19 protein-coding genes are annotated in these 23632 nt (G+C 67.1%); 14 read left to right on the top strand and 5 right to left on the bottom strand.

The window, feature by feature from the left end:
* Positions 1-30 precede the first annotated feature (30 nt).
* Positions 31-2109 carry a prolyl oligopeptidase family serine peptidase gene (locus tag MKL11_RS06780; RefSeq protein WP_243941528.1) on the bottom strand — a complete coding sequence of 693 codons (2079 nt, stop codon included), beginning with the start codon at positions 2107-2109 and terminating at the stop codon, positions 31-33.
* 243 nt (positions 2110-2352) lie between these two features.
* Between MKL11_RS06780 and MKL11_RS06785 the strand changes: the two genes are divergently transcribed.
* Positions 2353-3258 carry a class I SAM-dependent methyltransferase gene (locus MKL11_RS06785; RefSeq protein ID WP_243941530.1) on the top strand — a complete coding sequence of 302 codons (906 nt, stop codon included), beginning with the start codon at positions 2353-2355 and terminating at the stop codon, positions 3256-3258.
* On the top strand, positions 3255-3995 hold the full coding sequence (locus MKL11_RS06790; protein ID WP_243941532.1) for a pseudouridine synthase: 741 nt from the start codon (positions 3255-3257) through the stop codon (positions 3993-3995). The genes MKL11_RS06785 and MKL11_RS06790 overlap by 4 nt, the downstream gene beginning before the upstream one ends.
* Before the next feature lie 28 nt (positions 3996-4023).
* On the opposite strand, the gene MKL11_RS06795 is transcribed toward MKL11_RS06790, so the two are convergent.
* Positions 4024-4317, bottom strand: a complete 294-nt coding sequence (locus MKL11_RS06795) for a hypothetical protein (RefSeq protein WP_409565822.1) — start codon at positions 4315-4317, stop codon at positions 4024-4026.
* 189 nt (positions 4318-4506) lie between these two features.
* Here MKL11_RS06795 and MKL11_RS06800 point away from each other — a divergent pair, with 189 nt between their 5' ends.
* The 3 genes from MKL11_RS06800 (at position 4507) to MKL11_RS06810 (ending at position 8295) form a co-directional block, all read left to right on the top strand.
* A complete protein-coding gene (locus tag MKL11_RS06800; protein WP_243941534.1) occupies positions 4507-5574 on the top strand; it encodes a 30S ribosomal protein S2 in 1068 nt (355 codons plus the stop codon).
* Between the two features lie 116 nt (positions 5575-5690).
* Entirely contained in the window at positions 5691-6617 is a 927-nt protein-coding gene (gene tsf, locus MKL11_RS06805) for a translation elongation factor Ts (RefSeq protein ID WP_243941536.1), read from the top strand.
* Between the two features lie 709 nt (positions 6618-7326).
* A complete protein-coding gene (locus MKL11_RS06810) occupies positions 7327-8295 on the top strand; it encodes a sterol desaturase family protein (RefSeq protein WP_243941538.1) in 969 nt (322 codons plus the stop codon).
* Between the two features lie 546 nt (positions 8296-8841).
* On the opposite strand, the gene MKL11_RS06815 is transcribed toward MKL11_RS06810, so the two are convergent.
* Positions 8842-9657 (bottom strand): metallophosphoesterase family protein, encoded by an 816-nt coding sequence (locus tag MKL11_RS06815; protein WP_243941540.1) that lies wholly within the window; start codon positions 9655-9657, stop codon positions 8842-8844.
* Entirely contained in the window at positions 9654-10556 is a 903-nt protein-coding gene (locus MKL11_RS06820; RefSeq protein ID WP_243941542.1) for a diacylglycerol/lipid kinase family protein, read from the bottom strand. Before MKL11_RS06820 ends, MKL11_RS06815 begins: the two co-directional genes overlap by 4 nt.
* 189 nt (positions 10557-10745) lie before the next feature.
* Between MKL11_RS06820 and pyrH the strand changes: the two genes are divergently transcribed.
* The 5 genes from pyrH (at position 10746) to MKL11_RS06845 (ending at position 15588) form a co-directional block, all read left to right on the top strand.
* Positions 10746-11468 carry a UMP kinase gene (gene pyrH, locus MKL11_RS06825; protein ID WP_243941544.1) on the top strand — a complete coding sequence of 241 codons (723 nt, stop codon included), beginning with the start codon at positions 10746-10748 and terminating at the stop codon, positions 11466-11468.
* A gap of 105 nt (positions 11469-11573) precedes the next feature.
* Entirely contained in the window at positions 11574-12137 is a 564-nt protein-coding gene (frr, locus tag MKL11_RS06830) for a ribosome recycling factor (protein WP_243941546.1), read from the top strand.
* A 19-nt stretch (positions 12138-12156) separates the two neighbouring features.
* Complete coding sequence (locus tag MKL11_RS06835; RefSeq protein WP_243941548.1) at positions 12157-13014, top strand: phosphatidate cytidylyltransferase; 858 nt, start codon at positions 12157-12159, stop codon at positions 13012-13014.
* A gap of 33 nt (positions 13015-13047) precedes the next feature.
* A complete protein-coding gene (dxr, locus tag MKL11_RS06840) occupies positions 13048-14226 on the top strand; it encodes a 1-deoxy-D-xylulose-5-phosphate reductoisomerase (protein ID WP_243941550.1) in 1179 nt (392 codons plus the stop codon).
* Between the two features lie 426 nt (positions 14227-14652).
* The gene (locus MKL11_RS06845; protein ID WP_313900734.1) at positions 14653-15588 is read left to right on the top strand and encodes a dienelactone hydrolase; all 936 of its coding nucleotides are present in this window, start codon (positions 14653-14655) and stop codon (positions 15586-15588) included.
* 85 nt (positions 15589-15673) lie between these two features.
* On the opposite strand, the gene MKL11_RS06850 is transcribed toward MKL11_RS06845, so the two are convergent.
* Positions 15674-16318 carry a TetR/AcrR family transcriptional regulator gene (locus MKL11_RS06850; protein WP_243941554.1) on the bottom strand — a complete coding sequence of 215 codons (645 nt, stop codon included), beginning with the start codon at positions 16316-16318 and terminating at the stop codon, positions 15674-15676.
* Positions 16319-16457: 139 nt separating this feature from the next.
* Here MKL11_RS06850 and MKL11_RS06855 point away from each other — a divergent pair, with 139 nt between their 5' ends.
* The 4 genes from MKL11_RS06855 to bamA all read left to right on the top strand — a co-directional run bounded on the left by MKL11_RS06855 (position 16458) and on the right by bamA (position 23622).
* Positions 16458-17702 (top strand): HlyD family secretion protein, encoded by a 1245-nt coding sequence (locus tag MKL11_RS06855; protein WP_243941556.1) that lies wholly within the window; start codon positions 16458-16460, stop codon positions 17700-17702.
* Positions 17703-17776: 74 nt separating this feature from the next.
* The gene (locus tag MKL11_RS06860; protein WP_279600331.1) at positions 17777-19291 is read left to right on the top strand and encodes a DHA2 family efflux MFS transporter permease subunit; all 1515 of its coding nucleotides are present in this window, start codon (positions 17777-17779) and stop codon (positions 19289-19291) included.
* 186 nt (positions 19292-19477) lie between these two features.
* Positions 19478-20632 carry a M50 family metallopeptidase gene (locus MKL11_RS06865; RefSeq protein WP_243941560.1) on the top strand — a complete coding sequence of 385 codons (1155 nt, stop codon included), beginning with the start codon at positions 19478-19480 and terminating at the stop codon, positions 20630-20632.
* Between the two features lie 419 nt (positions 20633-21051).
* Positions 21052-23622 (top strand): outer membrane protein assembly factor BamA, encoded by a 2571-nt coding sequence (gene bamA / locus MKL11_RS06870; RefSeq protein ID WP_243941562.1) that lies wholly within the window; start codon positions 21052-21054, stop codon positions 23620-23622.
* Positions 23623-23632: the final 10 nt, after the last annotated feature.

Here is a 23632-nt window from a genome sequence, read left to right on the forward strand (position 1 = left end):
AAAGGTCGAAGACCTTTTGAAACCGAGATTTCAGGCCTCCGGTACATCCCAGCCGATCGAGCGGCGCAGGAACGTCAGGCCCAGCGCCAGGAACGCGGCGGTCTCGGCATTGTCCTTGCCGTAGCCATGGCCGCCGGACGCGGGTTCGTAGAAGGACGCGTCGTAGCCAAGGGCGTTCAGCTTCCGCGCCATCTTGCGGGCGTGGCCGGGATGCACCCGGTCGTCGCGGCGGCTGGTGGCGAGCAGGATCGGCGGGTAGGGCCGCCCCGCCTCGGCCGCATGGTAGGCGGAGATCGCGCCGAGGAACGCCCAGTCCTGCGGGTCGTCCGGGTCGCCGTATTCCGCGATCCAGCTCGCCCCGGCCAGGAGCTTGGTGTAGCGGCGCATGTCGATCAGCGGGATCGTGCAGAACAGCGCCCCGAACCGCTCCGGGTAGCGGGTCAGCATGTTGGCGATGAGCAGGCCGCCGTTCGACCCGCCCTCCGCGGCGATCCGGCCCGGCCGCGTTACGCCCCGCGCCACGAGGTCGGCCGCGACCGCGGCGAAGTCGTCATGGGCCAGGGCCTTGCCCTCCCAGCGCCCGGCATCGTGCCAGCGCGTGCCGAACTCGCCGCCGCCGCGGATGTTGGCGACGACGCTTCTGCCGCCCCGCTCCAGCCAGAGCTTGCCCAAGACCGGCTGGTAGCTCGGCAACAGGGGAACCCGGAAGCCGCCATAGGCGGTCAGGTACATGGGAGCCTCGCCGGTCAGCCCGTCCGGCCCGGTCTGGACGTAGGGAACGCGCGTGCCGTCCGCCGAGACCGCCTCGTGGCGGGTGACCCGCAGGCCCTGCGCGTCGAAGGCCGGCGGTGTCCGGCGCAGCACCGTGGGCGCTTCCAGGCTCGGTGGAATGCTGAGCAGCGTCGCAGGCGTTACCGGATCGTGCACGGTCGCGAGCAAGGTGCCGTCCGCCTCCTCGGGGTCGCCGTCGAGGGGCCAGACGTGGACGCTGCCGAGAGCCGGCAATCCCTCCAGGGGACGCGTCGTCCATCCTCCCTTGTCTGGGGTGCAGACCGTGTAGGTGGGGCGCAGGTCGTCGAGCGCATGCACGAACAGGCGTCCGGCGGACCAGAACACGTCCTGGAGCGCCCGGCGCTCATCCGGCCGCCACAGCACCGCGAAGTTGCGGCGTCCGGCCAGGAACCCGGAGAGGGGCAGCGCCAGAACGGTGTCGGTCGCGTGCTCCACATCGCCCACGCGCCAGGGCCGGCGCGGCCGCACGGCGAGGTAATCCCGGTCGATCTGCACCTCCGCGTCCGTGGGCAGGTCGAGCTCCGTGCGCGGACCCGTCCGGTCCCCGAGGTGGATCTTCGTGTCGAAGAAGCCGACCTGCTCGATGAACACGAGCCGCTCGACGCCCGTCTCCCGGTCGACCGAAGCCCAGGCCGCCATGCTGGTCTCGGGCACGGCGAACAGCACCGCGGCGGCCTGCGGATCCGATCCCCGCGGCAACACCCGGATCGTGCGCGGGTAGCCCGCGCGCGTGGCCATGCCGTCGCCGTAGGCGCTCGACACCAGCAGCGTGTCGCGGTCGAGCCAGGTCGCCCCGCCCTTGGCCTCGGGCAGGACGAAACCGTCCGCTACGAAGCGGCGGGCGGTCAGGTCGAACTCACGTACGACCTTGGCGTCGCCGCCGCCCCGGCTGAGGGAGAGAAGGGCGCGTTCGTGGCCGTCCTTCAGGACCGAGGATCCGGCCCAGACCCAATCCTCGCCCTCCGCGGCGGCCAGGGCGTCGAGGTCGAGGAGGATGTCCCAAGCCGGCGACCCGGTCCGGAAGCTCGCTGCGTCGGTGCGCCGCCATAGGCCGCGCGGGTGCTCGGCATCGGTCCAGAAATTATACAGCAGACCGCCGCGGCGCGAGACGAACGGGATGCGGTCCGGCCGGTCCAGGATGGTGCGCGCGAAGTCGCGGTCCCGGGCGAAGGCGGCATCGCCGTAGCGGGCCAGGGTCTCGGCGTTGCGCGCCTCGACCCAGGCCAGCGCCTTCGGCCCGTCGATCTCCTCCAGCCAGAGGTAGGGATCGTCATCCGGGTGCTGCAGGGACGGGCGCGGATCGATCGGAGAAGTCATGGCGGACACGATAGACCCGCGTTGGGGGATTCGTGAACGGCTCAGACTGCGTCAGGTTGGGCGCACGCATAGGTTGCTGGACCATGGCTCGAATTCCGGACCATGCGGATCCGGAGGCTGGGCTTCCGGGCCCTTTCCGGGTAACAGGCGACGTTCCCCCCGGATGATCCGAGTCGGGCGCGGGTTTCCCGCTCCGCTGTGGATTCGCGTTCCGATGCCAGCTCTCCAGAACCTGAATCATTCATGCGCCACGCCGTTTACGGCCTGCCGCCGGTCGACCTCGCCGAGGTCCCCGGTGACGCCGTCCAGTTGTCCCCCCTGATTCCCGGCTCCGCCCGGCTCGAAGATCTGTCCGAGGGCAGCCTTGATGCCGCGACCGTGCTGGCGCCGCCCGGCACGATCGAGCGGCGTTACGTGCTCGCTCATACGTTGCGCGCCCTCGTACCCGGCGGCCGGATGCTCGCGCTCGCCCCGAAGGATCGGGGCGGCACCCGGCTGGCGAAGGAACTGGCGGCCTTCGAATGCCACGCGGCCGACGAGCCGCGCCGCCACCACCGGATCTGCCGGCTCGTGCGGCCGCCCGAGCCGGCCGGGATCGCCGCCGCCATCGACGAGGGCGGCCCGCGCCACGTCGACAACCTCGCCCTGTGCACGCAGCCCGGGATCTTCTCCTGGGACCGGCTCGATCCCGGCACGGCGCTGCTCCTGGCCAACCTCCCGCCGCTGAAGGGGCGGGGGGCCGATCTCGGCTGCGGCCTCGGAATCCTGTCCCGGGCGATCCTAGGCTCGCCCGCCGTGACCGCGCTCACATTGGTTGAGATCGATCGCCGGGCCGTCGAGATGGCGCACCGCAACGTTGCCGATCCGCGCGCCACGATCGTCTGGGCCGACATCCGGGCGGCTGGCACGGTGCCGGGCAGCCTCGACTTCGTCGTGATGAACCCGCCGTTTCACGACGGCGGCACCGAGGATCAGGCGCTCGGCCGGACGTTCATTGCCCGGGCCGCCGAGGCTTTGCGCAAGGGCAGCACGCTGTGGCTCGTCGCCAACGCGCATCTGCCTTACGAGACCGCCCTGTCGGCGGCGTTCCGCGACGTCTCGGTCGCGGTGCAGGCCGGGGGCTACCGGGTCTACGAGGCGCGCAAATGACGGCCGCGAAATCCGTTCGCCTCGACAAGTTGCTCGCCAATCTCGGCTACGGATCGCGCCGCGAGATCCAGGGGCTGGCCCGGGCCGGTACGATCCTGCTGGATGGCGCGGAGGTGGCGGATGCCGGCGACCGGATCGCCCTCGATCCCGATCTTCCGGAGCGGCTGACGATCGACGGCGCGCCGGTCGATCCGCTGCCGGGCCTGTGCCTGATGCTGCACAAGCCGCTGGGCGTGACCTGCTCGCACAAGGAGGCCGGCCCGCTGGTCTACGGGCTGCTGCCCGAGCGCTGGCGCCGGCGCGACCCGCCGCTCTCGACGGTGGGGCGCCTCGACAAGGAGACCTCCGGTCTGCTGCTGCTCACCGATGATGGCGCGCTGCTGCACCGGATCATCGCCCCCAAGGCGAATGTCGCGAAGCGCTATCGGGTCACTTTGGATCGTCCGCTCGACGGCACCGAGGGAGCGGTCTTCGCGTCCGGGACGCTGATGCTGGAGGGCGAGGAACGCCCCTTGCTGCCGGTGCCGCTGGAGGTGGAGGATCTCACCCATTGCGCGGTGACGCTGACCGAGGGGCGCTATCACCAGGTCCGCCGAATGTTCGCGGCCATCGGCAACCATGTCGTGGATTTGCATCGGGACCGGGTCGGCGGCCTCGACCTGCCATCGGACCTGCCGGCCGGGGGCTACCAGGTGATGCAGGGGGCGGATGTAGCGGCCGTGTTCGCCAGCCCTTGAGTGCCTGCCCTGCGGCCCTGCCCCCGCCTCAGTGGAGCGACCGGGCAAGGGCGACCACGGCACCGATGACGGCCACCGTCTGAAAGCCGATCAATCCGGCGACCCAGCGCACGATCTCGGCCCGGGTCTCCGCTAATTCGGCGCGGAGATCTGCTTTCGTAACGAGATCGCCTTGCAGCGCTTCAGCCATGGCATCGGCCATCCCCTCTGCCTGCCCGGGTGAGAGCTTGGCTTTGTCCCGGAGCGTCCCGGCGAATTTCAGCGTATCGAATGCTACGCTATCCATCCGGGCATTATCGGAGCCGAAGGCGAAAGGTTGCAAGCGCCGCGCGCTGCGGCACCCGTCCCATCACCCGAATCCTTGCGTCCGGCCCCGGACTCTGCTAAGCGCCCGCCCATCCCACACGCGGAGCCGGCCTCATGCCTGAATGAGGCGTCTTCCGGTGGCCGCCCGAATCTTTTGGGCGGCTGCATCCCTCCGCGGCGGATCCAACCGGAGAGTACAAAAGATATGGCCGTCGATTTCTCTATGCGTCAGCTCCTCGAGGCGGGCGCCCATTTCGGTCACCAGTCGCACCGCTGGAACCCGAAGATGCAGCCGTACATCTTCGGCACGCGCAACAACATCCACATCATCGATCTGGCCCAGACCGTGCCGGCGCTGCACACGGCGCTGCAGGCGGTGAGCGACACCGTCGCCAAGGGCGGCCGCGTGCTGTTCGTCGGCACCAAGCGCCAAGCGGCCGACACGATCGCCGACGCCGCCAAGCGCTCGGCCCAGTACTACGTCAACTCCCGCTGGCTGGGCGGCATGCTCACCAACTGGAAGACTATCTCGGGCTCGATCTCGCGCCTGCGCAAGGTCACCGAGACGCTGGAGACCGGCGGCCCGGGCCTGACCAAGAAGGAGCGCCTGATGCTCTCCCGTGAGAAGGACAAGCTCGAGAAGGCGCTGGGCGGCATCAAGGACATGGGCGGCGTGCCGGACCTGCTGTTCGTGATCGACACCAACAAGGAGCAGCTGGCGATCAAGGAGGCGAACCGCCTCGGGATCCCGGTGGCCGCCATCGTCGACACCAACTGCAACCCGGACGGCATCACCCACATCGTCCCGGCCAACGACGATGCCGGCCGCGCCATCGCGCTCTACTGCGACCTGATCGCCAAGGCCGCCATCGACGGCATCTCGCGCGCCCAGGGCTCGTCGGGCGTCGATCTCGGCGCCTCCGAGGAGCCGCAGGCCGAGGAGCTGCCGGCCAACGACGACGCGGCCGTCACGGTCGAGTCCGACGCGCTCGATCCGGCCGACGTGGCGATGCTCGCCGAGACCACTGAGCATTTCGAGCTGCTCGCCGCCCCGCGCGGCGCGCCGGACGACCTGACCAAGCTGCACGGCGCCGGTCCGCAGATCGTGCAGAAGCTCAACGACGCCGGCATCTACCATTACTGGCAGATCGCCGCGATGACGCCGGAGGAAGTCGCCAAGGTCGATTCCGACCTGAAGCTCAACGGCCGCATCGACCGCGATTCGTGGGTCTCGCAGGCCCGCGGCTTCGTCGAGGCCGCCGCCGCGGTCTGATTCTCGGTCCGTCGCGGCGCCCCGTCATCGGGGCGTCGTGAACCCAGGCATACCGGGCCCGGCCGCTCACCCGCGCGCCGGGCCTCTCTCATCCAGACCACACGAAAGGGACCGCCATGGCCAACATCACCGCCGCGATGGTGAAGGAGCTCCGGGAGAAGACCGGCGCGGGCATGATGGACTGCAAGGGCGCGCTCAACGAGACGCAGGGCGACATCGAGGCGGCCATCGACTGGCTGCGCAAGAAGGGTCTCGCCAAGGCCGCCAAGAAGGCCGGCCGCGTCGCCGCCGAGGGCCTCGTCGCCGTCGAGTCCGCCGGCCATCACGCCGCGATCGTCGAGGTGAATTCCGAGACCGACTTCGTCGCCCGCAACGACGCCTTCCAGGCCTTCGCCCGCGAGGCCGCCAAGATCGCCCTCAACACCGACGGCACCCTGGAAGGCCTCCAGGCTGCGAAGTTCCCGGGCGCCACCGAGACCGTCTCGGAGAAGCTGCAGAGCCTGATCGCCACCATCGGCGAGAACATGAACCTGCGCCGGGTCGCCAAGCTCGAGGTCAAGAAGGGCGTCATCGCCTCCTACGTTCACAGCCAGGTCTCCGAAGGGCTGGGCAAGATCGGCGTGCTTGTGGCCCTCGAGTCCGAGGGCGACGTCGAGGCCCTGTCGGCGCTCGGTCGCCAGATCGCCATGCACGTCGCCGCCACCAACCCGGTGGCGCTGGACGCGTCAGGCGTGGACGCCGCCACCCTGGAGCGCGAATCGAACATCCTGCGCGAGAAGAACGCCGGCAAGCCGGACCACGTGCTCGCCAAGATCGTCGAGAGCGGCCTGAAGAGCTACTACAAGGAGGTCACCCTCTTGGAGCAGCCCTTTGTGCATGACGGCTCGAAGACGGTCAGCCAGGTGCTCAAAGAAGCCGCCGGCAAGGTCGGCGGTCCGGTCACCCTGACGGGCTTCGTCCGCTACGCGCTGGGCGAGGGCATCGAGAAGGAAGACGGCCCGGACTTCGCCACCGAAGTCGCCCAGCAGGCCGGCCGCGCCTGATTTTCTGGGCCTTTCGGACTGAGGATGTGGAAGAACCCCGCCCGGCGAGAGCCGGGCGGGGTTCTTTTTTGTGCCGGGGATTGGCCCGGCCGCGATGACGGGTTTCACAGGAAGACGGCGCTGCGGGCTGGCCCAAGCGAGCCGACACCTGCCCAACCCATCCGCGCCCTAGAACCGTTCCCGATCGCGTTGCGACAGGGAACGGCTCTAAATCCTTGTCTAGCCGCGCTCGCTCAGGCCGAACCGGTGTCAACTTCGGCGGAGAGCGCTCTGTGTGGAGGAGCTTTCGGGCAGCGGAAGCCTCGGCAACACCCTCCACAGACTGCTGTGGCATCTTTGTCCCGCTTGGAAGGCCCGCGTGCGCGGGCCCCTTCCAATGCGGGCAGCGGGCGAGGAGGATCCTCGTTCCCTATCGCGACAGCTGCAGACGTGAGCGCAGCCTCGTGACGACGTCACCCCAGGAAATTTCGGCTCCTGAAATCGCCCCAACGTTTAAAAACAATCCACAATCCGAGCCTGAGTACTTTTGACGCATAACCTTTTCGGCTACTGTCGTGTCTAAGCTTGGGTCGACCGAACGCGTGTTCAGTGAACGACGTCGGGCGAAGCTAAAACAGTGCTCAGTTGCGTCGGTCGTATATCGATTTTCTGTGCAAAAATTACCGATACAGCCTCAGTAATCATACTCATCGAGAATCAGAGTTGTCACATGATCGATTTTTTCATGTTGATACATCCGTTTATTTTAACCTGGATAACATTCTTTATTGGCGGATTCGCATTTGTAATATTTCAATCTTCCAGAAACGAATTTGATCTATCGGTCAACGAGATCAGACAGCATTTTTTTCCGTTCAATCCATTCAAATCAACAAGTGTTCGAATGGATGCAATAATCTATTTGTTCCGAAAACTTACGGACTTTGTCTTTTTAATGCCGGGGCTGGTCATTTTCACGTTCGTCGCAAGCCAATCCGAGCGGCTGATGCAGATCCTGGTTGGCTCTCGTTCGGGACTGTCCGTGACACAGTTATCCGCGTTCGGCTGCACAATCGTCATGATGCTAGCCGTCGAGCTATCCGAATACGTCATTCATTACTTCGAGCATAAAGTTCCATTCTTGTGGGAGCTGCATAAGGTCCATCATTCGGCCGAGCACATGACTCCTTTGACCACGAAGAGGGAGCATTCTTTCCTGCAGTTCGCTAGTGGGCTGACCGGCGGCATCGTGAAGGGTGTTCCTGCCGGCGTGATCATGTTTCTCTACAATCTTGGTGTGGTTGAAACGACATTGCTCAGCATCATCGCGAACAGGATCTTACTTGTCTGGACCCTTGATCCTCTCAAGCATTCTCACATCCCGATCGGTCTTGGCTGGTTCGACAAGGTCTTCATCAGTCCCCATATGCATCAGATTCATCACAGTAAGACACAGGCTCATTGGGATCGGAACTTCGGAACGAACCTCTCAATCTTTGATTGGATATTCGGAACCGCGTATAGGCCGAGCAGGGGCGAGAAGGCTGTATTCGGGATTGCTGGCTATAGCGATAGTTCTCTGAATAAGTTCAATACGCTTCACGGAGCATTCATCAATCCGATCAAGCGTAGTTATAAGCGCCTCGCCAAGTATGTCCCGGCCGGCCTGTCCCAGAACGAAGGGGCCGTCAAGCCGTGAGGCTATACGGCGCAACGTATGGTTTCTTCTTGGGTGTGGTGGCGCAACTCACTTGGGGCCAGGGGGTGAACGGCGTGAAGAGGTGACGCTGCTTCTCCGGTTGGGCCGCGGCGAACAAAGTCTGGCGGAACGCAGGATGTATCGTTTCGTATTCAGAGCGAGACGAGGGAAACGACATCGCCACGCTTCGCTGAAACGCCGATTGCTGTCGTGCCGAAGGGGATGAGCGGGTCGGCAATCTGACCAGCCCCGGCATGCCGGAGCTCCGCAACGCGACCGGGATGGTGGAAGAGCACGAAGACATTCCGATCGAAAGATCATTCGCCGCGGAGCGAGTTCAGCGCTGCGTTTCCATCGCGTAATCCCTGACGCGTCGTGTTGCAGCGCACACCGAGCGGGCGACCGGCGCGCTACATTACGCTCATGGCATTGAAATCGTTCTCCTATCTGATGATCGGTGTATTCGCGTCCGGTCTCGTCATGACCCTCCTGGGCTCCGTCGGTGTCTTCGCCGGGAGCTGAACATCGGCGCCGGTGTGACATGCGTCATGCCGGCGCTGCATCGACCCAGGCGCGCCCGTCCCACAGTCGCACCGCGACGGTGGCGCAGCCTTCCGCGATGGTGATCCGGTTGTAAGCGTTGGGTTCGTTGCCCCGCAGCCGCGTCGAGGTCGCCGAGCCGGCCTGGACCGCCAGGAGCCGTCTCGGACGCGACCGGATCGAACCCCGATCCAGCATTTCCGGCGCAGGCTCATCCGCGTCCGTGTAACGCGCGTAGTGCCGGTGCAGGTGACCCGCCAGGGTCAGACCGACGCCGCAACTCCGAAAGACCGCGAGCGCTCGATCGGCCCGCCCGACCATGCGAGCTTCCGCGTCCCAGGGGGGCGGCAGGAACGGGTGGTGACCGACCACGATCTTGAACAGGTGCTCCGGCATCGCCGAGATTCGCGCCTCGGCCCGGGCAATCTGGCTTCGGCGGATCACGCCGTGCGACCAGTCCGGCTCCGGCGCCCAGCGCCGCACCGTATTCAGGCAGACGATCCCGATCTCTTCATCCTGAAAGCACGGCTCGGTCTCGGCCGCGATGGCGCGCCGGTAGCGCGTGAACGGGGATACGAATCGCTGGACCAGCCGGAACGGCGAGATGTCGTGGTTGCCCGGCACCCCGATCCAAGGCGGCGCCAGGCGGTCGAGGAACGCCCGGGCCTGCGCGAATTCCGAAGGCCGCGCCGCCATGGTGAAATCCCCCGAGGCGACGATCAGGTCCGGCGCATCCGCGTTCAGCTCGTGGACCAGGGCCTCCACCACGGCCGGGTCGGTGCGGCCGAAATGCAGGTCGGAGATATGGCTGATCCGTCTCACGGATGCGCGCTCGACCGAGGCACGATCACCGTCAGGGCCTGACGGTGGATCCGGTAGCGCAGAGGCGCGGGGATCAGCGCCACCTCGCCGTCGTTCATGACCCGGAGCGCCCTGGCCTCCGACGCGATGGTCAGGTTGGCCGCCGGCAGCCGCTCGACGTCCGGCAGCCGCCGCCAGTCGCCCAGCGCGAAGCCGAGGGCGAGACGCAAGGTCCGCCACGGTGACAGATGCGCCAGGACATAGAGCGTGAGCTGCCCGGCATCGACCGGCGCGCGCACCAGCACGTGGCCCGGCCGCTCGACATAATCGCCGATCACCACCGCCAGCAGCCGGAACCGCCAAATCCGCGCCGCGCCGTCGATCGTGCCGGTCACGGTGATCCGCGGATACCGGCCGAGATGGCGCAGCACGCCCAGGATCCATCGCAGCAGGCTGCGCAGGCCGAGATGCCGGCGATGCGCCTCCCGGTGCCGCGTCACCCGGGCGGGAAGGCCGAGCACCGAGTTGATCAGGAATGTGCGGCCATTGACCTCACCGACATCGATCCGCCGCCTGGCGCCCGTAACCAGCATGGCGACCGCGCCGTCGATATCGAGCGGCACCCCGAGATCCCGGGCCAGGAAATTCATGGTGCCCAACGGCAGGATGCCGAGCGGGATCGCCTTGCCGACGAGGGCCGCGGCGGCGCACGCGATGGTGCCGTCGCCGCCGGCCACCACGAGGGCGTCGATATCGGGCTCCGACGCGGCGGCCGCGATCCGCACCGGCAGGGGCGCCCCCCGGTCGGCCTCGCCCAGGAGCTCGATCCCAGTCGCGACCAGCTTCTCCCGGATCGCCTCCGGCGTCGTGCCGGACGCCACCGCCCCGGAGGCGCCGTTGATGACGAGGGCGATGCGCATGGGATCCCGGAGCGTCCATCTCGACGACGAGCCCCGCTCCTCTGCCAAAGCTGCACGTCGATCGCGTGTCGGTAGTGAATCGTCCCCGTGATCCCCGCCCGGAACGGCCGCCGCCCCTCGACGCCGCTCCCGCGGCTGACGTAGAAGCCTCGCGGGTTCGGGTGATGCGGTATGGAGCCGGAGATCGAGATGCCGGAAGCGACGCCGTTTCGCCGGATCCTCCTCAAGCTGTCGGGCGAGGCCCTGGCCGCCCCGGACGGCTACTGGCTCCATCCGCCGACCCTGGCCGCGCTCGCCGAGGACATCGCCCGCACCATCGAGTCCGGGGCCGAGATCGCCATTGTGGTCGGGGGCGGCAACATGATCCGCGGAGCCCGCATCTCGGCGGCCGGCTGGATCGACCGGGCCACCGGTGATTCCCTCGGCATGATGGCCACGGTGATGAACTCGCTGGCGATCGAGACCGCGCTCAACGCCGCCGGCGTGCCGGCCCGGACCATGTCGGCGGTGTCGATGCCGACGATCTGCGAGACCTATGCCCGCCAGCCGGCCCTGCACCATCTCGACAAGGGCCAGGTGGTGGTTCTGGCCGGCGGCACCGGCAACCCGTTCTTCACCACCGACACCGCCGCGGTGCTGCGCGCCGCCGAATTGCGCTGCGACGCCGTGCTCAAGGCCACGCAGGTCGACGGCGTCTATTCGGCCGATCCGAAGACGGATCCCTCCGCCACACGCTACGACCGGCTGACCCATGACGAGGCGATCGCCCGCGACCTCAAGGTGATGGACACCGCCGCCTTCGCGCTCGCCCGGGAGAGCCGGCTGTCGATCGTCGTCGGCTCGCTGCATCCGCCGAGCTCGATCGCCAAGATCCTGTCCGGCGAGGCGCCCTCGACCCTCGTGGCGCCCTGAAGGCTCGGCCCGAAAGGTTTGCGGCACCGGGAAAATTCCGCCATTGAGGCCGCGACTGCCCGTACCGGGCGAGAAGACAACGTCAGACGTGTCGGGACGACCACCATGGCCACACCGGAATTCGACCTCAACGACATCAAGCGCCGCATGCAGGGCGCGGTCGCGTCCCTCTCCAAGGATCTCGGATCCCTGCGCACCGGGCGGGCCACGCCCTCGCTGCTCGATCCGATCCAGGTCGACGCCTACGGCTCGTCGATGCCGATGGCGCAGGTCGCCACCGTGAGCGTGCCCGAGCCCCGGCTCCTGTCGATCTCGGTCTGGGACCGCAGCATGGTCACGGCCGTCGAGAAGGCGATCCGCGAATCCGATCTCGGCCTCAACCCGCAGACCGAGGGCCAGACCATCCGGCTGCGCATCCCCGAGATGAACGAGCAGCGCCGCAAGGAGATGGTCAAGGTCGCCCACAAATACACCGAAGAGGCCCGCGTCGCCGTGCGCCACGTCCGCCGGGACGGCCTCGACCACCTCAAGAAGCTCCTGAAGGACAGCGCCATCTCGGAGGACGACGAGAAGCGCCAGGCCGCCGACGTGCAGAAGGCGACCGACCAGTTCATCGCCGAAGTCGATGCAGTGCTGGCCTCGAAGGAGAAGGAGATCATGCACGTCTGAGGCGAAGGCCGAGACGCGCGTGACCCCCACTGCCACCCCGGCTGCGCGCCCCTCCGGACGGCGCGAGCTCCGGCTGCGCGTCGCCTCGGGCGTGGTGCTCGCCCCCGCGATCCTGGCGGCCCTGGTGTACGGCGGCTGGCCGTTCGCCGGGATCTGGCTCGCCGCCGGCATCATCGGCTTCGCCGAATGGATGGTGATGAGCCGGACCGAGCCCCGCGAGGTGCTGATCGCCCTGGGCGCGGCGACGCTCGCAGCCCTGCTGCTGTGCCAGCGTGGCGGCGCTCCGGCCCCCGCCTGCATCGCCGTGCTGCTGCTGGGGGCCGCGGCCTGCGCCACGGTGGCGCGCACCGGCTTCGGCCGGATGCGGGCGCTCGCCGGCGTGCTCGGAGCGGCGGCGATCGCCTCGGTGCCGGTGGCCCTGCGCGACGATCCCGGGATCGGCCTGATCGGGCCGGCCTGGATGTTCGCCGTGGTCTGGTCCACGGACATCGCCGCCTATTTCGCCGGCCGCAGGATCGGCGGCCCGAAGCTGATGCCCCGGGTCTCTCCGAACAAGACCTGGTCGGGCGCCATCGGCGGCCTGATCGGTGCGGTCGCGGCCGGGTCGATGGTGGTGGTAGCCGCCGACCTCGCCGGGCTGGACCTTCCGACCGCCGCCTCGCTGCCGGTGGTGGCAGGCGTCAGCGCCCTGGCCTCCGTGCTGAGCCAGGCCGGCGACCTTCTCGAATCCGGCCTGAAGCGCCGCTACGGGGTGAAGGATTCGAGCAAGATCATTCCGGGCCATGGCGGCGTCATGGACCGGCTCGACGGATTTTTCGCGGTGGCCGTGCTGGCCGGGCTCTATCTCGCGCTGCGCGGGAGCGGTCTGATCCCATGATTCCGATCCCATGACGATGAGGGAGTTTCACCCGTGACCCAGATCGTCACCGTCTTCGGCGCCACCGGCTCGATCGGCCGCTCCACCGCCGACCTGCTCGCTCAGCACCCGGACCGGTTCCGCACCGGTGCCGTGGTCGGCGGCCGCGACGCGGTCGCGCTGGCCAAGGTCGCGCGCGAGCTGGGCGCCGCCTTCGCGGCCTTGGCCGACGAGACAGCCGGTCCGGCTTTGGCCGAGGCGCTCTCGGGCAGCGGCATCCCCAACGGGGCGGGGGAGGGCGCCGTGATGGAGGCGGTGGCCCGCGACGCCGACATCGTGGTCGCAGCGGTGAGCGGCGCGGCGGGCTTGAAGTCCACCCATGCCGCGCTCCGGCTCGGCCGCACGGTGGCGCTCGCCAACAAGGAGAGCCTGGTCTGCGCCGGCGACGCCTTCATGCGCGACGCCGCGCGCTACGGCGCCACGATCCTGCCGATGGATTCCGAGCACGACGCCCTGAGCCAGGCGCTGGCCGGCCGGCCGCTGGCGGACGTCCGCACCATGATGATCACCGCCTCGGGCGGCCCGTTCCGGACCTGGACCCGCGAGCGGATCGCCGCCGCCTCGGCGGCCGAGGCCGCGGCCCATCCGACCTGGTCGATGGGCATGAAGATCAACATCGATTCGGCCAGCCTGATGAACAAGGGCCTGGAGCTGATCGAGGCGCACCACCTGTTCGGCATCGAGCCCGGGCGCCTGGACGTGGTCGTGCACCCGCAATCGGTGATCCACGGCCTGGTCTATTGGCTCGACGGCGCCGTCACCGCGGAGCTGGCCCTGCCGGACATGCGCGTGCCGATCTCGCACTGCCTGGGGCTCGGCGACCGCCTGACCATCGCCCGGGGCCGGCCCCTGGACCTCGTGACGCTCGGGTCGCTGACCTTCGAGGCGGCGGACGAGGCGCGCTTCCCGTGCCTGCGGATCGGTCGGGCAGCGCTCGCGGCCGGCGGCGCGGCCCCGACCGTGATGAATGCGGCCAACGAGGTCGCGGTGGCGGCCTTCATCGCCGGCCGGATCGGCTTCTACGGGATCAGCGACCTGGTCGAGCGGGCCTGCGCGCATTTCGCCGGCGCGTACCGGACCGCACCGGCCGACGTGGACGAGGCGCTGGCCATCGACGCCCATGTCCGGGTCTGGAGCTCCGAGGCCCTGCCGAAGCTGCGCGCGGCCGGTTGAGGCGGCTTCTTTGATTTGCTTCGCCTCCAAAACGGCAGCGCAACATGACGATCGCTTCCTGGCTATAAGCTTGGTGCCATCGTGGGTGGCCCTCTATTGCGCAAGTGGGGAAGGGCTCCCTCCAAATCTCCAAAGCGACATCCTCCCCGTCCTCCAGCCGCAACGCAGACGTGTTCCGTTCGGCTCCGAGAACCCCCGAGCGCGCGTTAGGATACCCGCACGCCGTACATGGCAACGGGGTCGTCAAATGTGGACGTCCTAATCGTCATGAGATAGTATGATCTCGTGTCCAGAATTTACAGAATATGCTCCTAAAAGCGATTGAAAATTAAAATCTAAAACTTTATATGTCAGTTATTAATTACAAATTTTGGGGCAAAAATGTGTCTAAATCGATTTTTTATTGCAACAATATTGAGTCTTGCGGTGACCGCTGCTCAGTCGGCGGGCTTTAAAATATTCTCGGTCCCATCCGACACGGATAGTCCGGCTTTGGAAGCGGCCATGTGGTCGCCGTGTGCTGCCCCCGCCAAAGACATCCACCTTAGGATCACCGTCATTCCCGGTGTCCGCGATTGCCCGATCGCGGGTCAAAATTTACCGCTTATTGTCGTTTCTCACGGATTCGGCGGATCTTACCTCGGCCACCACGACACAGCGGAAGCTCTTGCGGATGGGGGCTTTATCGTCGTAGCGATCAATCATCCTGACGATACTTACGCAAACCAAGCAAGATTTCGCGATTACCGGGCCTTGATCAGCCGTCCCACGGATATCAAACGCCTTATCGATTTCTTGCTAGGCCCGGCATCAGACCTAGCGAGTATCGACTCGAATCGGATCGGCTTTTTCGGGTTCTCGCGAGGGGGTTATACTGGCCTCGTGCTTGGCGGTGGCCAGCCCGATTTTCGCGCTTGGTTCTCGCCTTGCACAGGTTCCAACGCAGAGAGATGCGCGCATGGAAGCCCGGACGTCTGGTCAATTCACAACTTAATTCATGACACGCGAATCAAGGCTCTCGTTATAGCTGATCCTTTCAGCAGGATGTTCCCGACGAGCGATAGCCTGAAAATGATCTCAATCCCCGTCCAGCTCTGGGGGTCCCAGTCAGGGGGCGACGGCGTGTTTCCTGAGGATGTCGCCACGATCGCTCGGAATTTGCCCGGAAAATCTGAATTTCATCTTGTGCCGCGAGCAGCACATTTCGCATTTCTGAGACCCTGTCCAGAGGAGTTAAAAAACTCTAAGCCAAATATTTGTGTCGATGATGCGGGCTTCGATCGTGTAGCCTTCCACAAAGATTTCAATCAACGAGTGCTCACCTTCTTTCGACAGCACCTCGGTGCAGGCGAACACCCTTAGGCTAGACACGGGAACGGGGCCGATGAATCCGATATCGTCCTCGCGATCAAAATGTCTTCCACCCGTCCGGCCGGGCACGGGCAAGTTAGGTCGAGGTATCCGGCCCGTATCCGGCTAGGAACATCCGCACCGCCTCCGCCACCTGAAACCGCTTCCGGGCTTCGTCGGCCATGCCGCCGGCGGCGAACAGGAGGCGGGTCAGGAGGCCCGCCAGGCACAGATGCAGGAAGTGCTGCGCGGCGAGGGTCGTATCCGTGATGCGAAGCCGGCCGCCCTGCACCTGCACGTCGAGATAGGCCGCCAGCCGCGCGACCCCGCGGGCCGGGCCGGCTTCGTAATAGACCTGCCCGAAATGCGGAAACTTCTCGCAGACGCCGATCACCATGCGGTGCACCGAGATATGCTCCGGCTTGGACATTTCGGTGAGGAAGCTCAGGCCCAACCGCGTCAGCACCGCGGGGATATCCGTGTCGGCCGGGTCGAAGGTGAACAGGGTCTCGGCCAGGCTGGTCTTCTCCAGGATGATCAGGGCCTCGAACAGCGCCTCCTTGCTGTCGAAGTAGACGTAGAGCGTGCCCTTGGAGACCCCCGCGGCCCGGGCGATCTCACCCATGCTGGCCCCGTCGAACCCCGACGCTAGGAACACCCGGCGGGCGCCGTCGAGGATCTGCCGCCGCTTGTCGCTCTCGACCTGCGACGGTTCCCGCTCCAGCACCACGCCCTGAACCATCACCCTGCTCCGCGTCCGAGACGCTGCTCTGCTTGACCGAACCGTTCGGTCAATCTACCCTGAAGCCAGATTCGACGTGCGTCAAGGCGCGTCCAAATGATTGACCGAACGGTTCGGTCATGAGTTCAGAGGCGCTGAGATGTCCCTTCGCGAGGATGGCGACCGGTCCGCTGCGGGCATCGAACGCATGGACGACGATCGTGCCGAGGGTCCGGCCCCGATGCGCGCGCAGCCCCGTGCCACCGAAGCCCCCCCCGCGGCGGCCCCGATCGCGCCGGAACCCGGCCCAGCCAAAAAGCGCCCGCTCAAGCGCGTGCTGCTGTTCGGCCTCCTGGCAACGGCCCTTGGCGGCGGCGCCTATGAAGGCTGGCAATGGTGGAGCGTCGGGCGGTTCTTCGTCTCGACCGACGACGCTTACGTGCAGGCCGATATCTCGATCCTGGCCGCCAAGGTCTCGGGCTATCTCGAATCCGTCCCCGTGGTGAACGGCATCTCCGTCAGGAAGGGCGACGTGATCGCCAAGCTCGACGACGGCGATTACCGCCTCGCGCTCCAGGCCGCGCAGGACAAGCTCGCCACGCAGGAGAGCACGATCGTGCGGATCGGCCGGCAGGTCGAGGCCGCGCAGGCGCAGGTCGCCCAGGCCGCCGCGCAGATCGACGCGAGCCGGGCCGACGCGGTGCGCGCCCAGGCGGATTTCACCCGGGCCACCCAGATGCAGGCCGATTACGTCGCCAAGTCGCGGATCGATCAGGCTCGCGCCGACCGGGACCGGACGGAAGCCTCGGTGAAGGGCATGGAGGCCGGGCTCCTGGCGGCCCGCGCCAATGTCGACGTGCTCCAGGCTCAGAAGCGCGAGGCCGAGCGTCTCTCGGCCGAGCTGCGCACCGCCGTCGACCGCGCCCGGCGCGACCTCGACTTCACGGTGATCCGCGCGCCCTTCGACGGCGTGGTCGGCAACAAGGCGGTCGAGGCCGGGGCCTACGTGGCGCCGGGCACCCGGGTCGCCGCCCTGGTGCCGCTCCAGAGCGTGCGGATCGATGCCAACTTCAAGGAGACGCAGGTCCAGCGCATGCGCCCCGGCCAGCCGGTGATCGTGACGGTGGACGCCTACCCGGACCGCGAGATCCAGGGCGTGGTCGAGTCGTTCTCGCCGGCCTCCGGCTCGGTGTTCAGCCTGCTGCCGCCGGACAACGCCACCGGCAATTTCACCAAGATCGTCCAGCGCCTGCCGGTGCGGGTGCGGGTACCCGAGGCGGTCGCCCGCGAGGGCCTGCTGCGGCCCGGCCTCTCGGTGGAGGTGCGGGTCGATACCCGCGCCGGCACCGATCGCTCGGTCCTCGACCACGCCGAGGACGGGCGCTTCAACGCCGCGAGCCGCTGAACCCGTCCGTGGCCGCAACCGCCGCCATCTCGGCCGGAGCCCCGGCCGCCGAGCCGCCGCTGGACCGCCGCCGCATGGTGGCGTTCTTCTGCATGGTGTTCGGGATGTTCATGGCGATCCTGGACATCCAGATCGTCTCGGCCTCCCTCAACGAGATACAGGCCGGCCTCTCGGCCTCCGGGGACGAGATCCCCTGGGTCCAGACCAGCTACCTGATCGCGGAGGTCATCTCGATCCCGCTGTCGGGCACCCTGTCGCGGGTGCTCTCGACCCGCTGGATGTTCGCGCTCTCGGCGGGCGGTTTCACGCTGATGAGCGTGATGTGCGCGACCTCCTCGTCGATCTCCGAGATGATCGTCTGGCGGGCCGCGCAGGGCTTCATCGGCGGCGGCATGATTCCGACCGTGTTCGCCGCCGCGTTCACGATCTTCCCGCCCTCGAAGCGGACCATCGTGTCGCCGGTGATCGGCCTCGTGGCGACGCTGGCGCCGACCATCGGCCCGACGATCGGCGGCTACCTCACCGACCTGATGTCCTGGCACTGGCTGTTCCTGATCAACGTCGTGCCGGGTATCGCGGTGACGATCTCGACCTGGATCCTGATCGATTTCGACAAGCCGAACTACGACCTGCTGAAGTCGTTCGACTGGGCCGGCCTCGCGTTCATGGCGGGATTCCTCGGCTGCCTCGAATACGTCCTCGAAGAGGGGCCGAACCACGATTGGCTGCAGGACGAGGCTGTCTTCGCCTGCGCGATCATCGGCGGGGTCTCGGGGCTGCTGTTCTTCTGGCGCGTCCTCACGGCGCAGCAGCCGATCGTCGACCTGCGCGCCTTCTCCGACCGCAACTTCGCCAGCGGCTGCGTGGCGAGCTTCGTGCTTGGCATCGGGCTCTACGGGCTGACCTACATCTACCCGGTCTACCTCGCCCGGGTGCGCGGCTACTCGGCGCTGATGATCGGCGAGACCATGTTCGTCTCGGGCCTGTGCATGTTCGCCACCGCCCCGATCGCCGGCCGGCTCTCCGGCAAGGTCGATCCCCGGATCATGATGGGTCTGGGCTTTGCCGGCTTTGCCTGCGGCACCTGGATCGTCACCGGGCTCACCAAGGACTGGGACTTCTGGGAGCTGCTGTGGCCCCAGGTCCTGCGCGGCTGCTCGCTGATGCTATGCATGATCCCGATCAACAACATCGCGCTCGGCACGCTGCCGCCGGCCCGGATGAAGAACGCCTCCGGGTTGTACAACCTCACCCGCAACCTTGGCGGCGCGGTCGGCCTGGCGCTGATCAACACCGTGCTCAACGCCCGCTGGGACCTGCACCTCGCCCGGCTGCACGAGCGCTTCACCTGGGCCAACACCACCGCGCTGGAGCGCCTCGACACGATGCAGCGCGGCTTCGGCTCCTACGGCAGCGCCGCGTCGGACATGGCGCTCAAGGCCATGACCAACACGGTGCGGATCCAGGGGCTGGTCATGGCCTTCGAGGACGTGTTCCTGGCGCTCACCGTGCTGTTCCTGGCGATGGCCTGCGCCGTGCCGCTGATCCGCCGCCCCCGCGCCGGGGGCGCCGGCGGCGGGGGGCACTGACCGCTTCGGAACGCGGATCACGGGGATCGTTTTCTCCGATAGGCGCCGCGCAAGTCCCGCGACCACCACCCGCGACCACCCGCGACAGCCTCGGCGGATTGCGTTGGCGGTAAGCCGCACCGATCTGCTAAACCGGCCCGATGGCCGGCCTGAGAAGCCGGCGCAGAGACGGCCAGGGATCGGCTTATGGACTTCCTCAACGCGATGGGCGGGACCGCCGGCGGCTTCTTCGGGGCCGTGATCCCGTTCCTGTTCGTGCTCACGGTCGTGGTCTTCGTCCACGAGATGGGCCACTTCCTGGTCGGCCGCTGGTGCGGGGTCGGTATCCACGCCTTCTCGCTCGGCTTCGGCCCGGAGCTGTTCGGCTTCAACGACCGCCGCGGCACGCGCTGGAAGCTCTGTGCCATCCCGCTCGGCGGCTACGTCAAGTTCCATGGCGACGTGAACGGCGCGAGCGTGCCGGATCCCGAGGCGATCGCCCGGATGTCCCCGCAGGAGCGGGCGATCAGCTTCCCGACTCAGCCTGTCGCCAAGCGCGCCGCGATCGTCGCCGCCGGGCCGGTGGCGAACTTTTTGCTGGCGATCGTGCTGTTCGCCGGGGCGATCTGGCTCGCCGGCCGCTACGAGCTGCCCGCCCGGGTCTCCTCGGTGGAGCCCGGCAGCGTCGCCGCCCAGGCCGGCTTCCAGCCGGGCGACGTGATCACCGCCATCGACGGCGAGAAGATCGGCGACTTCAACGCCATGTACCGGACCGTGACCGGCAGTGCCGGCACGCCCCTGACCTTCACGGTGGAGCGGGGCGAGCAGCCGGTCACCATCCAGGCGACCCCGGCCACCTACGAGGAGAAGACTCCCTTCGGCCGCCACCGGATCGGCCGGCTCGGCATCCGCTCCCCGGCGGGCTCTGAGGCGAGGCTCGTCCGGTACGGGGCGCTGGACTCCCTCGATCTCGGGGTGCGCGAGACCTATTTCGTGGTCGAGCGGACCTTCTCCTACCTGAGCAAGCTCGCCACCGGCCGTGAATCCGCCGACCAGCTCTCAGGCCCGATCGGCATCGCCCGGGTCTCCGGCGAGGTCGCCAAGAACGGCGGGGTCGGCGGGCTGGTCGGCCTGATCGCGCTGCTCTCGGTCTCGATCGGCCTGCTGAACCTGTTCCCGGTGCCGCTGCTCGATGGCGGGCACCTGCTGTTCTACGCCTTCGAGGTCGTCCGCGGCCGCCCGCTGAGCGAGCGCGCCCAGGAGATTGGCTTCCGCATCGGCCTCGCCCTGGTGCTGATGCTGATGCTGTTCGCCGCCTGGAACGACATCCTCAACCTCGGCGCCTCCTGGCGGAACACCTGATCGCGGGATCCGGCGCGGGCACCGGTTCCGGTCTCCACCGGAATCGGTGCCCCAATCCCGCCGCGATGCCGCCCGGGGGCCGCCTGAAAGGCGCCGTGTCGCCGGCCCGTAAGGTGCTTAAAACACGGTTAACCGACAGACTATCTGTCGTAAAAACAGTCATCGCCACAAAGATTTACAGGCCATTCACCACGATTGGCGCTTTGTCCACACGGTGCGGGCTCCGTTAAGTGGCGCGAAGGCCACGACCCCCCAAAATCCCCTGACGATGGCCTCCCGCGCGTTTGCTTGGCAGGGGAATCCCGCTAAGAGCTACGCTTGGACCTGAAGCCACGCTTGGACCAGGGTGACAGGACGACCGGTCAACGGTCGCCTGTGACGGGCTAACCCCCGCGACCAGAACAGAAACGGGCGATTGCATGATGTCGTTGACGGGGAAGCCCCGACGTAAGTCGGTGCGGAAGACCATCGTCCTAGTCGCTGCCGGTGCGGGCCTGGTCCTGAGCGGTGCCGCCCAGGCGCAGCAGATCGTCGTCCAGGGCAACCAGCGCGTCGACGCCGACACCATCCGCTCCTACGTGACGGGGACCGCCTCAGGCTCCTCCGAGGAGGCCAGGCGCAACCTGCTCGCCAGCGGCATGTTCTCGGATGTGAAGGTCGCCCAGTCCGGCGGCCGCACGGTGGTCACCGTCCGCGAGAACAACCTGATCAACCGGGTGGTGTTCGAGGGCAACAAGAAGATCGAGAAGGCCACCCTTGAGGGCGTGGTCGAGGCGAAGGCGCGCGGCCCCTACAGCGAGGCCATCGTCAACGCCGATCTCGCCCGCATCCGCGACGTCTACAAGCGCTTCGGCCGGGGCACCGCCAAGGTCACCTACCGGACCGTGGACCTGCCCAACGGCCGGGTCGACGTGATCTACCAGATCGACGAGGGCGACAAGACCGGTATCATCTCGATCAACTTCGTGGGCAACAACGCCTATTCGGAGCGGACCCTGAAGGGTCTGATGAGTTCCTCCGAGATGAACTTCCTGTCGTTCATCAAGACCTCCGACGTCTACGATCCCGACCGCATCACCAGCGACCTGGACCAGGTGCGCCGCTACTACCTGAAGAACGGCTATGCCGACTTCCAGGTGGTCAGCGCCGACGCCCGCTACGTCGAGGGCGACAACTCGGGCTACGTCATCACCGTGACGGTGAACGAGGGCGAGCAGTACAAGGTCGGCGCGGTCGCGGTGGATTCCCGCCTGCCCGGCATCGACACCGCCAAGCTCGACGGCAACATCACCGCCGCGGTGGGCGACGTCTACAACGCCGACGACGTGGAGCGGACGCTCAACAACGTCACCCGCGAGGTCAACCGCGCCGGCTACCCGTTCGCCCAGGTCCGCCCAACCGGCCAGCGCGACCCCGCGACTCACCAAGTCTCCCTGGGCTTCGTGGTCGAGGACGGCCCGCACGTCTACGTCGAGCGCATCAACATCCGCGGCAACACCCGCACCCGCGACTACGTCATCCGTCGCGAGCTCGATATCGCCGAAGGCGACGCCTACAATCGCGTGCTCACCGACCGGGCCGAGCGGCGCCTGAACGGCCTCGGCTTCTTCAAGAAGGTCCGGTTCTCCAATGAGCCGGGCTCCGCGGCCGACCGCGTGGTCATCAATATCGACGTCGAGGATCAGCCCACGGGTTCGTTCTCGGTGGCGGGCGGCTACTCCACCCAGGACGGCATCATCGGCGAGGTCTCGGTCTCCGAGTCGAACTTCCTCGGCCGCGGCCAGTATGTCCGCCTCGCCGGCACCGGCGGCCAGTACTCGCGCGGCGTCGATTTCTCGTTCACCGAGCCGTACTTCCTCGGCTACCGGCTCGCCGCCGGCTTCGATGCCTTCTACAAGTACTCCGACCTGACCCGGTACTCGCGCTACGAGACCACGGTGTATGGCGGCCAGCTGCGCCTGGGCCTGCCGATCACCGAGGAGTTCGGCATCACCCTGCGCTACTCGCTGTACAACACCGAGCTGAAGGTCCCGAACACCCTCAAGAAGCCGTACAACGACTGCTCGATCCCGATCCCGGGCTACACCGCGACCTATCCGGCGAACTTCATCGACCCGAATACCGGCCGCAACATCGGCGGTCAGGCGCTGTATCCGAACTGCGCCTATGACGGCGAAGCCTCGATCGCCATCAAGGGCTCGCAGGGCAACACGCTGACCTCGCTGGCCGGCCTGACGCTCGCCTACTCGACCCTCGACGTGGTCGGTGCGCCCCATAACGGCCTCTACGCCGAACTGAAGCCCGACGTGGCCGGCCTCGGCGGCGACTCGAAGTTCTTCCGCGTCACCGCGGATGCGCGCTACTACAAGGAACTGTTCGAGGACGTGATCGGCTTCGTCCGGTTCCAGGGCGGCCATATCCAGTCGATCAACGGAGAGCCGCTGCGCGTCACCGACGAGTTCTTCCTCGGCCCGTCGCTGGTCCGCGGCTTCGCGCCCAACGGCATCGGCCCGCGCGACGTCGGCATCGCCGACGCCCGCTCGAACGCCATCGGCGGCTCCACCTACATCGGCGGTACCCTCGAAGTGCAGTTCCCGCTGCCCCTCATCCCGCGGGATCTCGGCCTGAAGGGCGCCCTCTTCGCCGATGCCGGTACGCTGTTCGGCTACAACAGCCGGCGGACCTTCGACGTGAACGGTGACGGCTTCATCAACGGCATCGCGCCGCAGACCGGGAAGTGCAACTTCTCCGCCTTCACCATCGGCGTCGAGCCGGAATGCGTGAACGTCCGCGACACGGCCGCGATCCGCTCCTCGGTCGGTGCGTCCATCCTGTGGAACTCGCCGCTCGGACCGATCCGGTTCGACTACGCCTACGCCCTGACCAAGGACGAGGGCCAGTCGGTCTACGTGCCGCTGCTCGGCAAGGTCGGCCATATCGGCAAGGATCAGACCCAGGCGTTCCGCTTCTCCGGCGGCTCGCGGTTCTGATAAAAACCTG

It is taken from the genome of Methylobacterium sp. J-077 (assembly GCF_022829365.1).
In the GTDB taxonomy this organism is placed as follows: Bacteria; Pseudomonadota; Alphaproteobacteria; order Rhizobiales; family Beijerinckiaceae; genus Methylobacterium.